General features: G+C 46.3%; 10 protein-coding genes. 5 read left to right on the forward strand and 5 right to left on the reverse strand.

The window, feature by feature from the left end:
• Window positions 1–226: 226 nt before the first annotated feature.
• Window positions 227–1,162, forward strand: coding sequence for a hypothetical protein (locus tag LC073_RS14685; RefSeq protein ID WP_226648003.1), 936 nt, complete (start codon window positions 227–229; stop codon window positions 1,160–1,162).
• Window positions 1,163–1,182: 20 nt separating this feature from the next.
• Here LC073_RS14685 and LC073_RS14690 read toward each other — a convergent pair whose 3' ends face one another.
• From LC073_RS14690 to LC073_RS14700, 3 genes are all read right to left on the reverse strand, one after another.
• On the reverse strand, window positions 1,183–1,623 hold the full coding sequence (locus tag LC073_RS14690) for a PA2169 family four-helix-bundle protein (RefSeq protein WP_226648004.1): 441 nt from the start codon (window positions 1,621–1,623) through the stop codon (window positions 1,183–1,185).
• The gene (locus LC073_RS14695; RefSeq protein WP_226648088.1) at window positions 1,620–2,549 is read right to left on the reverse strand and encodes a lipid kinase; all 930 of its coding nucleotides are present in this window, start codon (window positions 2,547–2,549) and stop codon (window positions 1,620–1,622) included. The genes LC073_RS14690 and LC073_RS14695 overlap by 4 nt, the downstream gene beginning before the upstream one ends.
• A 102-nt stretch (window positions 2,550–2,651) precedes the next feature.
• Window positions 2,652–3,107, reverse strand: coding sequence for a DUF1289 domain-containing protein (locus tag LC073_RS14700; RefSeq protein WP_226648005.1), 456 nt, complete (start codon window positions 3,105–3,107; stop codon window positions 2,652–2,654).
• 306 nt (window positions 3,108–3,413) lie between these two features.
• On the opposite strand from LC073_RS14700, the gene acnB reads away from it, so the two are divergent.
• Entirely contained in the window at window positions 3,414–6,029 is a 2,616-nt protein-coding gene (acnB, locus tag LC073_RS14705; protein WP_226648006.1) for a bifunctional aconitate hydratase 2/2-methylisocitrate dehydratase, read from the forward strand.
• 559 nt (window positions 6,030–6,588) lie between these two features.
• Here acnB and LC073_RS14710 read toward each other — a convergent pair.
• Window positions 6,589–7,980: an MFS transporter gene (locus tag LC073_RS14710; RefSeq protein WP_226648007.1), complete on the reverse strand. Its 1,392-nt coding sequence runs from the start codon at window positions 7,978–7,980 to the stop codon at window positions 6,589–6,591.
• A gap of 482 nt (window positions 7,981–8,462) precedes the next feature.
• Here LC073_RS14710 and LC073_RS14715 point away from each other — a divergent pair, with 482 nt between their 5' ends.
• The 3 genes from LC073_RS14715 to LC073_RS14725 all read left to right on the forward strand — a co-directional run bounded on the left by LC073_RS14715 (window position 8,463) and on the right by LC073_RS14725 (window position 12,782).
• Complete coding sequence (locus LC073_RS14715; protein ID WP_226648008.1) at window positions 8,463–10,409, forward strand: aconitate hydratase; 1,947 nt, start codon at window positions 8,463–8,465, stop codon at window positions 10,407–10,409.
• A 301-nt stretch (window positions 10,410–10,710) separates the two neighbouring features.
• Window positions 10,711–11,613, forward strand: coding sequence for a peptidoglycan DD-metalloendopeptidase family protein (locus LC073_RS14720; RefSeq protein ID WP_226648009.1), 903 nt, complete (start codon window positions 10,711–10,713; stop codon window positions 11,611–11,613).
• A gap of 422 nt (window positions 11,614–12,035) precedes the next feature.
• Window positions 12,036–12,782, forward strand: coding sequence for a sulfite exporter TauE/SafE family protein (locus LC073_RS14725; RefSeq protein WP_226648010.1), 747 nt, complete (start codon window positions 12,036–12,038; stop codon window positions 12,780–12,782).
• Between the two features lie 122 nt (window positions 12,783–12,904).
• Here the strand turns inward: LC073_RS14725 and LC073_RS14730 are convergent, their stop codons facing one another.
• Window positions 12,905–14,239: a hypothetical protein gene (locus LC073_RS14730; protein WP_226648011.1), complete on the reverse strand. Its 1,335-nt coding sequence runs from the start codon at window positions 14,237–14,239 to the stop codon at window positions 12,905–12,907.
• Window positions 14,240–14,325 lie beyond the last annotated feature (86 nt).

Below are 14,325 nucleotides of genomic sequence, written 5' to 3' on the forward strand. Positions count from 1 at the left end.
GCGGCACAGTGGCAGAAAGGCAGGTCCCAAGCTAAATCGACCACCGCATTCTCTAAGCGCAACCCTTAATATGACCGACCGAATGTTATCAACCTGCCCTATGCAACCTCTGGGGAACTCGATCCTGCCAGGCAGGGCCCTCAGGATTAAACTGTTAAAATAGACATTTGTTAACGGCTTATTAAGTGCATTAAAATATCAATTTTTTAAATGGTGGAACTCGGCGATGAAAGACCATCGGGAATTGGCACTCAGCATCCCACCTCTGCTGGAGCGGGTCCACAGCAGCGCTGCAGAGTTGCGAGACGCTCTCGAACTTCTACAGACTGCCGGCAAGCCCTGGCAGCACTACCTGCTGCAACCACCCTTTGCCTTGGAAGCTGCCCAGTCCTTGCAAGGAAGCTTTGAGCGCCCTTACTCGCTTGCGGGAGCCCTCTATACCCAACTGGATTATGCCGACCCCCTAGGTACCGGTGGCGATGCGCGAGTAACCCTGCAAATCCCCGGTTTGCTCGCGGTCCCACAAAAGACCGTGTCGCTGGCCAAACAGCTCAACAGTGCCAAGGAAGCATTTGCCAATGCCATCGCCGAATACCGTGCAGCCCTGGCTGAGCGGCCAATGGCCGAGCGAGACCGCAACGTGCGCGAGGTATTGGCGCAGGCAGGCTACCCCCGCGCTCACCTGCGCCAGTGCTACCGCCTGGTTTTACTCTGTGATGATCACCCCGACGCCATCACCCTTTCCTGGATAAAAGCGCGAAAGTCTATTCGTAAAGTAACAACGCAATGGTGTGAGAAAAAGCTGGTTCAGATGGACCCAACCGGTGCGGACCCCGGTATCCAGTACCAACGGCAACTGCTCGCCGGATTGCACAAAAGCCAGCAGGATGACCTGCGCCAGGTGCAGGTGCAGAGCCGTCCCAATCTGCAGGTCGCGGAAATATTCTTTGCGCAAGGAATGGGCGAGGAGGACCAATACCGTCAGGTAGGTTACTCCTCCATGCCGGTACTGGTGGCCGCCAACGAGGCCGGGCAGCTACCGGAATTTACCCGGATCGACCATCAACCCAGTGCAAGCCGGCGCCGGCAGAGGCGGGATCTGGCCATCGCCAATGAGCCTTTCCTGCCAGCCCTGCGGGTATTTCTGCGGCAGCAGCGCTGAGGGTGATCAGCCGGCGAAGATCACTGTAGGCGCTTTTCGAGCCAGGTCAGAGATTCCTCGAGGTGATGGCGACACTCACTCTTGAGCTCGCCGTGAGATCCCTCCAAAGCGCTCAGGTCCTCGCACTCCATATAGTCCAGCAGCTCGCGGTCGGCATCGAGACGCTGCTGAAAGACTTTCCTGGTCTTGTTGTCGGCCAGCAATGGCCCAAGCATCTGCAGAAGCTGCTCACCAGTCTTCAGGTCAGGGTCCGGTTCCGAGGGCAAGCCGCCCTCTGAGCGAATCGCCCGCTCCAGACGTTGCGCTAGTATCTGCCGCTTAGAGGCAATAGCGCATAAAAAATCGGCTGCAGCCTGATCTTCGAGCTGTTCCGCCGCAGCCCGGTAGTCATCCTCGCTGCGGGTAAGCGCCATAAACAGGTCATTCAATGCGGCTTGGGATTCAGTGCGAATGAGTGTCATTGCCCTCTCTCTCTTTCATTGAGGAGTTCCTCTGAGTTGCGAGGCACCAAAACTTCGAGTGCCTTGGGAATAACCGAGAAAGTCGCTGGCGTATTAGTAACCGGTTCTCCATCTGCATGGATCTCCAGACGCGGCTTGGTTTCCACCTCTATACGCTGAGCGCTGGCATTAAAGATTCTCTTGGCCAAGTGGTGTTTGCCACCTCGTACCAACAGTGCCATGCCCAGCAACTCCATCAGGCCACGTGGACGCAGACAATAAAGGTCAAGCCTGCCATCATTAATGCGCGCCTCTTCGGCAACCAGATTCCCACCGCCGTAATAACGGCCATTGCCCACCGCCAGTTGGATTGAACCCATTCGATAGCGCTCGTCGTCCAACGCCAGCTTAACCCGGAATTTTTGCGCCCGCCTCAGAGCAACAAAGAAAGCCCTCAGGTAACTCAGCACCCCCCAACGTTTTTTTATTTCGGAGTCTTGTGCCTCTGTCACTTTTACCCCGAGCCCCATATTGGCCACATTGAAAAAGTAGTGGCCATTGACAACACCGAGGTCAATTGGCTGGCGGTGGTTCTCGATAATGACATCAAAGGCCTGATCAAGCTCCTCGATGCCCAGTGAGCGAGCCAAATCATTCGCGGTTCCCAACGGCAAGATAGCTAGAGGCAACTGACACTCTTTCAATACCCTGGCAGTGGAGCTGATAGTGCCATCTCCGCCGCCGACGATCACAAAGTCCAGAGCCTTCTGGCGCTGCCGGATCGCATCCTCAGTTTCTTGTGGACCCCCGGAATGCAGGATTTCCACTTCTATTCCGTCAGCGCGCAAACGTTCTATACCGCTGTCGATATCCGCTTCGGCACCATTTCGGCTTTTCGGGTTGATCACGAGCAATGCTCGGCGAGAATTTTTTTGATTTGAGCTGATAGCCGGTTCTCCATTACCGGGAAAGGTGTATGAATTCTAAAGGGATAAGCTGCCCCAGGAAAACACCGATCGAGGCACGCAATGGTAAATAGCGAGAAGCCGTCAGTCTTTTTGCAGGCCAGGGGCAATAAAACGCTGGTAATAAGCTACAGATAAAGCGTAGAAATCCTCATCAATGCGTCGGCGAACTTCCACCAGACTCAGCCCCTTGGCCTGGGCGGTCGGCCGCAGCCCAAATGTGCTCAAGTCGCCAATCTGGCTGGCACCCGCCCGCAGTAACTCAAATACCCAACAATAGGCACTCTGACTATCATCAAAGCGAATCTGCTGATGACGTAACTGAGATAGCAACAGGGATTCATCAATGATTTCCAGCTGACTGCGCACGGCATTGGTTAAATAGCCTTCACGCCGGGAGGCAATAATGCGGCGCTGCTCCTCGGTATAGGCATTCCAATCGATCACCTCGTGGGCAAAGCGCTTGCAGCCACGGCAGACATCATCACCAATTCCCGTTGAGCAGACACCGATACAAGGTGTACGGACTTTTTTGTACATCAATTAACCAGATTTAGCCGATCAGGCAACGCAGGCCTGGATTAGAATTGCGCGTAGACTATTTTGTTTCGGCCCCTAAGAAAAGAGGCCGGAAAGCTGCAGTGATCGCAGTAAAATTCGCCCTACGAATAGTCGAAATTCACTTAAATTATTGATTTTTCGATAAACTTAACAGCTGTAGGGCTTTGCTGTAGTATTCGCCACCCCGCCTTCAGCGGCCTCGAAAAAAAAATCCCGACAGAAGTACAAAGATCGGGAATTCCACCCGCTGTTGGTGCCACCCCACACACCAAGAGGGACTTATCCGTGCTTGAAGCCTATCGTAAACACGTCGCAGAACGCGCCGAACAGGGCATCCCACCGAAGCCGCTCGACGCTGAGCAAGTAGCAGGCCTGGTTGAGCTGCTGAAAAATCCGCCAAAAGGCGAAGAGCAGGAACTAGTTGACCTGCTCACCCACCGTGTACCGCCCGGTGTTGACGAAGCCGCTTACGTAAAAGCCGGCTTCCTGTCCGCCATTATCAAAGGTGAAGCGGAGTCCCCGCTGATCGACCGTAAACACGCTGTAGAACTGCTGGGGCAAATGCTGGGCGGCTACAACATCTCCACCCTGGTAGAGCTACTCGACGACAAAGATCTGGCCGAGCTGGCCGCAGAGCAGTTGAAAGGCACCTTACTGATGTTCGACGCCTTCCACGATGTGGAAGAGAAAGCCAAAGCTGGCAACGAACACGCAAAAGCCGTACTGCAATCCTGGGCCAACGCCGAGTGGTTCACTAAGCGCAAAAAGGTACCTGAGAGCATCAAGGTTGCTGTATTCAAGGTCACCGGCGAAACCAACACCGATGACCTGTCTCCGGCTCCCGATGCCTGGTCCCGCCCGGATATCCCCCTGCACGCGCTGGCCATGTACAAAATGAAGCGCGACGGCCTGGAGCCTGAAGAAGCCGGCGTTACCGGCCCGCTGAAGCAGATTGAAGAAGTGAAAGCCAAAGGCCTGCCCGTTGCTTTCGTTGGCGACGTAGTGGGTACCGGCTCCTCCCGTAAGTCCGCCACCAACTCCGTACTGTGGTATTTCGGTGAAGAAATGCCCGGCGTGCCGAACAAGAAAGGCGGTGGTATTTGTATCGGCGGTAAAGTCGCCCCGATCTTCTACAACACCATGGAAGATGCTGGCGCGCTGGTATTCGAAGCCCCCGTTGACGAACTGGGCATGGGCGACGTTATCGAGATCCGCCCCTACGACGGCAAGATCCTGGCCGAAGATGGCAAAGTACTGTCCGAATTCGAACTGAAGTCCGAAGTACTGTTGGACGAAGTTCAGGCTGGCGGTCGTATCAACCTGATCATCGGTCGTGGCCTCACTGGCAAAGCCCGTGAATCCCTGGGCCTGGCGCCTTCTGAGCTGTTCCGCAAGCCTGAGCAGCCCGTCGATACCGGCAAGGGCTACACCCTGGCGCAGAAAATGGTTGGTAAAGCCTGTGGCGTTGAAGGTATCCGTCCGGGCACCTACTGCGAACCGAAAATGACCACCGTGGGCTCCCAGGACACCACTGGCCCCATGACCCGTGACGAACTGAAGGACCTGGCCTGCCTCGGCTTCTCCGCCGATCTGGTCATGCAGTCTTTCTGTCACACTGCGGCCTACCCCAAGCCCGTTGATATCGATACCCAGCATACCCTGCCGGACTTCATCATGAACCGCGGCGGTGTTTCCCTGCGTCCGGCTGACGGCATTATCCACAGCTGGCTGAACCGTATGCTGCTGCCAGACACCGTAGGTACCGGTGGTGACTCCCACACCCGCTTCCCCATGGGTATCTCCTTCCCGGCAGGTTCCGGCCTGGTAGCCTTCGCCGCCGCAACCGGTGTTATGCCGCTGGATATGCCTGAGTCTGTACTGGTGCGCTTCAAAGGCGAAATGCAGCCCGGTATCACCCTGCGTGACCTGGTACACGCCATTCCGCTTTACGCCATCAAGCAAGGCTTGCTGACCGTAGAGAAGAAAGGCAAGAAGAACATCTTCTCCGGCCGTATCCTCGAGATCGAAGGCCTGGAAAACCTGACCGTAGAGCAAGCTTTCGAACTGTCCGACGCCTCCGCCGAGCGCTCCGCAGCCGGTTGTACCATTAAGCTGTCCGAAGAGACCATGGCCGAGTACCTGCGCTCCAACATCACTCTGTTGCGCTGGATGATCGCCGAAGGTTATGGCTCCAAGCGCACCCTGGAGCGCCGCGCGCGCGCTATGGAAGAGTGGCTGGCCAACCCGAAACTGATGGAAGCAGATGCCGACGCCGATTATCTGGAAGTTATCGAGATCGATCTGGCCGATATCAAAGAGCCTATCGTTTGTGCACCGAACGACCCGGACGACGCGCGCCTGCTGTCAGACGTAGCTGGCGACAAAGTAGACGAAGTATTCATCGGCTCCTGTATGACCAACATCGGTCACTTCCGCGCTGCCGGTAAGCTGTTGCAGGGACACAAAGGTGGTATCTCCACCCGCATGTGGATCGCTCCGCCCACTAAGATGGACGAGCACCAGCTGATGGAAGAGGGTTACTACAACATCTACGGCGCTGCCGGTGCCCGCACCGAAATGCCCGGATGCTCCCTCTGCATGGGTAACCAGGCGCGTGTGGCTCCGAACAGCACCGTACTGTCCACCTCTACCCGCAACTTCCCCAACCGCCTGGGCGACGGTGCCAATGTGTACCTGACCTCCGCTGAACTGGCTTCTGTGGGCGCTATCCTGGGTAAACTGCCGACCCCGGCTGAGTACCAGGAATACGCGAAGAACCTGGATTCCATGTCTAGCGAGATCTACCGCTACCTGAACTTCGACCAGATTGAAGATTTCCAGAAGTCTGCCGAAGAAGGCAAGCGTATTGCCGCCACTGAGATCCAGGAAGTTACTGTTTAAGTAACAACTCTGCCTCAAGAAAAAGCCCCGCCAAATGGCGGAGCTTTTTTTATGGTACATCCATCACTATTACCAGGCAAAACAAAGTAAAGAACTCAACCTTAAATAAGGTTTTCCTCATTAGCCAACTACAGCAACAGGCTTGAAGCAAAAAGCCGATATTTTTTTGATTTACTTTATTTCTCGCCTGCAGATAAAACAAAAATATCCTTGGCTTCAAGTAATCACTGCAATATTTTCATGCTGCAAGAAGATTCTCTTACAGTCCTATAAATAGCTCATTCGATGACCTTCCACCCCGACTCGCTCTTGATCTACTGTTTCGACGATTCATTACAAATTGAACCTGCTTGTCTGTTACTCGATTGAAGTATGTATCCTTTTGGAAAAACTGCCGAATGTGGCCGTTAGTATTTTCATTAATCTCTCTCCCAAGATCTTGTTTTCAAGTAATAACAGCCAAAATGCAGTCTCACTCGACGCTATAATAATCAGGAATACAACAAACAGCTATTTTATAAGAGTGTAAATTAGAAAGGCCTACAGGAATAACTCCCAACTAATCCCCCTTAGGGATATGTTTATCAAGCCTGCCAAAGAAAAACAAAGGGAGTAAGAATCCTATAAAAGTTATATATGCATCTAAAGTGAATGCCCGATAGATGCCCACAGTAACATCTTCAGTGGAGGCCAAAATCGTTGCATTGATACCTAGTGCCAGAGCACCGCCAATAAATCTGAACATATAGATAATGGCTCCAGCGAGACTCGATCTGCTGGGATCGACAAGAGCAACAGCAGCAGTAACGACAGCAGGCCCATAAATTCCCAAACTCACTCCAACCAATATCAAGCCAGGAACAAATTGTATGTAACTGGCACCCTTATGGAGTATTGATAACCAGTAGACCCCTGCAGCCATACCAAAAGCGCCCACACAAATTAACCATTTTGCACCGGCTTTTTCATGGAGAACCCCGGAAACAAATGCAAAAATACTGGAAGCTATCATCATTGGTAGTAGTGCCATCCCAGATAGCAGGGCACTAAATTGATATACCTCAATAAGAAGCAAGGGGATATAAATGAGAATTGAAAAGAACGAAGCCGCAACTAATAATACACTAAAGGCAACAGATAGGAAACTGATATTCTCAAGTAAGTCAACAGGAATTAATGCGCTTGACTTTTCACTGATCTCTCGAAAGAGAAAAGATATAAGAAACAAAACTGAAGTGATCAATAAGGAAATAGAGAAAAAATCAATTGCTTGATTTTGAGCTAAAAAATCCATAGCTAACAAAAAACAAAATAGCGACATTGACAGTGTCATTACACCAAGAAAGTCTATTCCTTCTTTGATATTTTGAATTTCATCAACAGGATACCTTTTCCAACCAAGAAATATAACTAAGAAAGCCATAGGAACATTAAGAAATAATATCCAGCGCCAACTCAAGTATTCTGTAAAAAAACCACCCAATACAGGACCTAAAGCTGTAGATAAACCAAGAGCAGCTAACATTAACCCCCCGGCCAACCCCGCTTTTTCTTCAGGGAGAAGCGTGTAGGCCATGCCAATAATGGCAGACCAGATCAGTGCACCTGCCAATCCCATCAAAGCCCTACAAAAGAGAAGTACCCACAATATTTCTGCCAAACCACCTACAAAGGAAGAAATAGCAAAGATAAGGACTCCAAAAATAAATAAACGCCTACGCCCATAGATATCAGCAAGGCGACCAGCCGTTACAATAATCACCCCATAGGTGAGGGAGTAAGCATTAACCACCCAATGAACCGAAGTTAGGTTCGCGGTAAAGCTTGAAGCAATGGCTGACAAGGCGGGGGAAAAAGCAGTAAAGTCTCCCGCGACTAATAACACGGCTAGGAACAGAACAGATAGACCCCAATAATGATATGCCGAGAGAGTGCGCTTGTTCGCCATCATAGAGAGTATCGCTCGTGGTGCTAAGTTGATGTGGCCAACAGGAATTATATAGCTCTATATTTTAATATATACGCCAAACTGAATCTGAATCTGCACTGAAAACCACGTATAAAACAATGCCACAACTAACAGTGGTTAATTTACCCTATATAACCCACCTACAGTTAATACATATGACGCATTAATATATAAAATCACAGCTAGATTAAAAGTTCTAACATATACACAAAGCCAGCCTAAAAAGGCTTCTAAAAAACGCTTCCGCGAGAGAAATTATCCCAACTATCGACAAATAGAACTGTGACACCCCTAAAAATTCATCATAAGTAAAATTTACTAAAAACAATCAAAGGATGGTATGGCATTCTCCTAGCGCGGCCCCTACCTAAAAAAAACAAACTCTTCATTGACAATAGATTCCTGCAATAAGGCACTCTAACTATACAATCTAATGAGAATATGCGAGAGCCTCATTATTTAGCATGAACCTCACAAAGAAATTAATTTCAACACACTTAATTACGGGAAAAATGGTTCCAGGAGAAGTCATTGAATTAAAAATTGATCAAGTTCTCAGCGAGGATGCAACCGGTACATTAGTCATGCTGGAGCTTGAAGCCCTGGGAGCAAGAGAGGTAAAGGCTGAAATATGTGCGCAATATGTAGACCATAATGTACTTCGAGCAGATCATCGAAATGGTGATGATCATATTTTCCTAGAAAGTGCTTGTAGAAAGTACGGTATATGGTATTCACGTCCGGGCAATGGGATAAGCCACCCAGTACACATGTCATGTTTTGGTATTCCCGGAAAAACAATATTAGGCGCAGACAGCCATACGTGCTCCGCAGGATCTTTAGCCATGCTAGCCATTGGCACAGGGGGGATTGAAGCAGCTCTGGCAATGATGGGATTCCCACTTTCATTGGTGATGCCCAAAATTTTAGGAATACGATTAGAGGGAGAGCTTAGGCCATGGGTAAGTGCTAAGGATGTAATTTTAGAGCTTTTACGGCGGTATACCCTTAAAGGTTGCTGGAATAAAATTGTAGAGTACCATGGTCCTGGACTAAAAAAACTTACGGCAATGGACCGACATGTTATAGCCAATATGGGGCAGGAAATGGGGGCTGTCACTAGCGTATTCCCTTCAGATAATCAAGTAAGGCTTTTTTTAAGACAGCAATCAAGAGAGGAAGAGTTTGTGGAATTGATTGCCGATGAAAATGCAACTTATGATGAAGAAGCAAACATTGATTTATCAAAAATAGAACCAATGATTGCCCTTCCTTCTCGTCCAGATAAGGTAGTAAAAGTTCATGAAGTAGAGGGAAGGGATATATTTCAAAGTTATATCGGGTCTTCTGCAAACCCTGGGTTACGTGATTTTTCGATACCTGCTCGCATAGTTGACGGACTAATAATACCTCATTCAGTTGCCTTTGACATTAACCCATCATCCCGCCAATTACTTCACGAATTGACCCATAGTGGAGACCTGGAAAAACTTTTAGGCTCAGGAGCCCACTTACATGATACTGGTTGTGGGGGGTGTATTGGTATGGGGCAAGCCCCTGCTAGCGGGCACAATAGCTTACGCACTGTGCCGCGTAACTATCCAGGACGCTCAGGAACAAAAGAAGATAGTGTTTACCTTTGTAGCCCTGAAACCGCAACAGCAAGTGCCTTGCGGGGTAAAATAACCGACCCTCGTAACCTGGATATTGATTACCCTAACTTCAAAGAACCAGAGTATTTGATGGATATGAGGCCATTGATTCAGCCTCCTCAAGAAATACCAGTAAAGGTAGAGTTGAAAAAGGGCCCCAACATTAAACCACTACCAGTTTTAAGAAAAATGCTAAGCGTCATTTCTGGACCGATTTTACTGAAACTGGAGGATAATGTTTCGACAGATGAAATCATCCCGGGCGGGACAGAAGTGTTACCCTATTGGTCTAACATCCCGGAGCTAAGCCGTTACACCTTTCCCAAGATAGATGACTCTTTTTACAAGCGCGCGTTGGGTACCAAGGGAGATATATTTCTGATTGCCGGAGAGAACCTAGGTCATGGATCCAGCCGTGAACATGCTGCAATTGCGTTACATTATTTAGGCGTACGATGTGTAATTGCCAAGAGTGTAGCGCAATTATATCGTAAAAATCTAATAGATAACGGAATATTAATTTTTACTTTCGATAATCAAAGTGACTTTGATAACTTTAATCAAGGTGATGAATTACGCATCTTTGATCTCTCCAGCTGCACGAGAGGAAATATGAGCTTAGAGTTAGAAAACCTCACTCAAGGAAGGAAGACATGGTTGAAAAGCGATCTCTCCGAACGGGAAGTCAAGATTATTAAATTTGGAGGAAGAATTAATTATACCAAAGCCATAATTAATAAGATGAAAAAAGGCCACTAGATTACCAACCAAGAATATCGTCAACTATTAATTTCTCAGCCCAAACAAAAATCATGAAAATATTATTCATAACTATTCAATATAACCTCTTGTTAAATCAACCAATCATTCGATCAAACTAAAATGAGCACCCAGTTAATCAACGAGGCGGCCATAAAAACATATATCTATCTGCAACCAGAATAAATAATATTGTCATTTAGACATTAAAAGCTAAATCAAGCTTTAGGTATAAAAACTTGATTTAACAACTATTAATAGTTAAAGCTCCTTGCTCATGTGAGTATAAAAAAACACCTCAATGGAAAGATTCTTAACTTTATTATCTATATATCTTCTGATTTCCATACCAACTAGTGCCGATCAAATCTATAAATACAAGGATCAAAAGGGGAATTGGATTTTTACTGACAGGAAACCAACCAAAGACATTGAAGTAGTAACAATAAAAAAGACCTCCTCTAACCTATACAAGAGCAAACCAAAGATATATACCCTAGCTACCAATAAGGTTAATTATATATTTGCTCAAAACCCTTATTACGCACCTATCGAAGTACAACTTAAAATAAAGTCAACTACAAATGTAGATAAAATTTTCACAACAGTTGTACCTGGGAATTCAAAATTCAGCCTTTATGAAAGTAACGAAGAAATTGGCCAATATCATTACACATGGGTAATGGGCTCACCGGAGGTGCTTGAAAAGCCCTATATTTATCACTTACCCATTTCCTCGTTTCAAGGCCATCATATTACCCAATCCTTTAATGGTAGCTTTTCCCATCATCAACGACCGAATAAATATGCCGTAGATATTGCCATGCCTATAGGCACCTACATAAGTGCGGCCAGAGAGGGAACTGTCATCTGGGTAAAAGACGACTACCATATGGGGGGAGCAAAGGAGTACTTCCTCGATAAAGCCAACTTTGTATCTGTTTTACATGAGGATGGCACCTATGCAACATATACACATATATTACAAGGAACTTCATTGGTGAAACCTGGCGACAAAGTCAAATCTGGTGACCTTCTTGCTAGATCTGGTTCCTCCGGATTTTCAACTGGGCCTCACCTTCACTTTGTAGTCAGAAAAAATATTGGGCTATCAACTGTCTCTGTGCCTTTCCAGTTTATTGGGGATGACGGTGAACCATTTAATCCGCAGCGAGGAATGACCGTATTTAACGCTCCTGACTAAATCTGAATGTACTCGCACATGACAAATACATTGATAAGTAGAATTAATCAGATAGCATTCATAACAGCTTCCAGAGCTTGAAATCCGGCAAACGCATTATTTTGAAAATAAACACTTTAAATTGGGACTTGTTCTATCAGATGACACAGCTAAAAAGCAATTTCATAATTTAGCCAAACCACTACTCTAAAGATGAATCTCATGTTAAAAGGGGACAATTTTCCGACTTAGTCAATCGGAGTATAAAATTATCAAAAACCAAGCTGCGCCATACCTAATCAAACAGTAAGCTTATCAGCATCAAACTCATCTTCTATAGTTAAAATACCCTCCCTTTACCATAACCACTAGTCTTTCATTATTTTTGTGCTTTCCTTTAATGAATAACAATACTGATGCTAGACATGAATATCTACTAATTTATGATCATTTTCCTCCTCCTTGTTTTCGGACTAATCACTGGCTACATCTCTATCATGGCTGCTGGTGGAGGCGCTCTACTGCTAGTACCTTTAGTAGGATTTCTGGTAGGACCGCATCTTGTCGCGCCTATATTAACCACTGGAAATGCTATTGCATCTCCATTTGGCATTTTTTTGTTCTGGAAGTACATTAATTGGAAGGTGGCCCTCTGGTTACTTCCAGGAATTATTCCCGGAGCAATTATTGGTGCCTATATTTACACGCAAATGCATCCATTACTCATAGAGTTTACTGTCGGTCTATTCTTAGTGTCGACCGTATTTCAGTTTGGATTTGGGCATAAGAAAAAATCATTCACAATGCATCTTCCATATTTTCCCATGTTGGGTTTTGTCACCACACTCTTCTCCTCAATTATTGGCGCTGTTGGCCCTGTTCAAAACCCATTTTTCTTAAATTACGGCCTCAACAAAGAAAGCTTGGTAGCTACGCGAGGGGTCAGTTCTTTAATGATGCACTCCACAAAGCTTGTCGCCTATTTTCATTTTGGCGCCCTTAATTTAAAATTACTTATGTATGGCGTCACTATTGGCTTGGGGGTTATGGCAGGTATGTTTGTAGCAAAACATTTTTTGAAAATAATAAGCATCCAAAGATTCGAAAGTTATGCCCTATCCATCATGTTTATATCTGGACTAGTTTTGATTTTTCGCGTCAGCGCACAACTCTGGGAGGCGGTAGCTTAATTTCCGTCCTGAAATCTAGGTCGGCCTGATAAAAAAACAGCGAGAAATGGAATTTCCAAACCTATCCCTTTGACGGCTATATAGTTTTTCTATTATTTTAATTGCAGCATCAAGATTCACCATCAGTTCTCCCCCTCCCCCTTACCTTCAAGGTATTCCTTTCGAGTAATTTCTTGACCGTATAGAATAGCATCATTAAACAATCGATTGTTGTGTGGAATAGGGTTCGAATGTTCTCTCTCCCCATAAAACTTCCTATAAATATTTTTTGTTTTTTTATCCCGCCTAAACATCACTGACTCAAAAGAGTAATCAATATAAACATTTTTTAAATTTAAATAGTCGCCTGTTTTAACTGACATCACTTTTGACCTTATAGACTCATAATACATCTTGCTCTCAACTTCAAGATCCTTTCTATGCGGGTCATCTTCATCTAAAGAACGCCATTTTTCATACAATTCATGTCCTTTTCCACCTTTTGTGGGTGATTTGCTTGCTATCGAATCATAAACATCCTCTCCTAATAAGTCCTTAGCTATCTCAGGAGACTCTTTTGCATATATCATTTCTGGTGAATTTACCTGTATTTCGGCAATCAAACCAACTTTAGTTTTTATTTTTGAATTTACCCCACTATATCCTAGTGGATCTAGAGTTCCATCTGTAATTTTTAAAGTTGCACCTTTGGATTGAAGCATTCCCACCACGGCTTTGATATTGTCTTTTGGAACTATAATGGTGTTTCTGGCAAGATCTGTTATTCGAGTTGGATCACCGCCATAATCGTTTATTATCTTTATTCGAGCCCTATCTTTCGATTTGATCGGCACTTTAGCAACCCTACCACCATTCATCGCAGCGATCACATCTGCTAGGTTATCGATTTCTATTTTTGCGGCCGGTGCCATTGAATATATTTCATCAAACCCATCAATCTCTTCAATACTGTCGGGTTTAGCATTAATCTGGAACCTCGCTTCGTATTGTTGGTAAATTACATTTTGGGGCTCCTCAAAATTTTCTTCAAACTTTAGCCTTTCTGTCTGTGTTAATTGTTGCGATCTAACGGGAGGGTAATGCGAGCGAGAATCTTCTATTTTGTCAAAAAACTCTATGATGCGTTCACCATACTTATCACAGAAATAGTCTGTCTCGCCAAAGGAAAATAAGCTATGACGTTTGGTTTGTATAGCATCAAACTGCTGTATGCCTCCAGTAATTAACCTGGCCGCAGCCAAAGAATTGTTGGTAAAATAATACTTTAGGCATTCAAAATTAGGGCTATTTATCAGAGCAAGGCAATCAAGTGTATAGCAGCTTCCATCACTAGGCACTTTATTTTGATTGATTAAATTATTTCTCTCGGCTGTGGAAATCAATGGCGCCAATAAGCAGTAAATAATGAAAATGGCGTGTTGGAATTTCAGATAACTGAGCATTGGGCGGGCACGCATAGAGTGACTCCGTAAGCTAAGTTTGTCTTTAGTTTAGTTGTGCTGAAATATGTATGGCACTTCGAGACACCAGGATTGATACAAAT

The organism is Microbulbifer variabilis (genome assembly GCF_020524905.1).
GTDB classification, from domain to species: Bacteria; Pseudomonadota; Gammaproteobacteria; order Pseudomonadales; family Cellvibrionaceae; genus Microbulbifer; species Microbulbifer variabilis_A.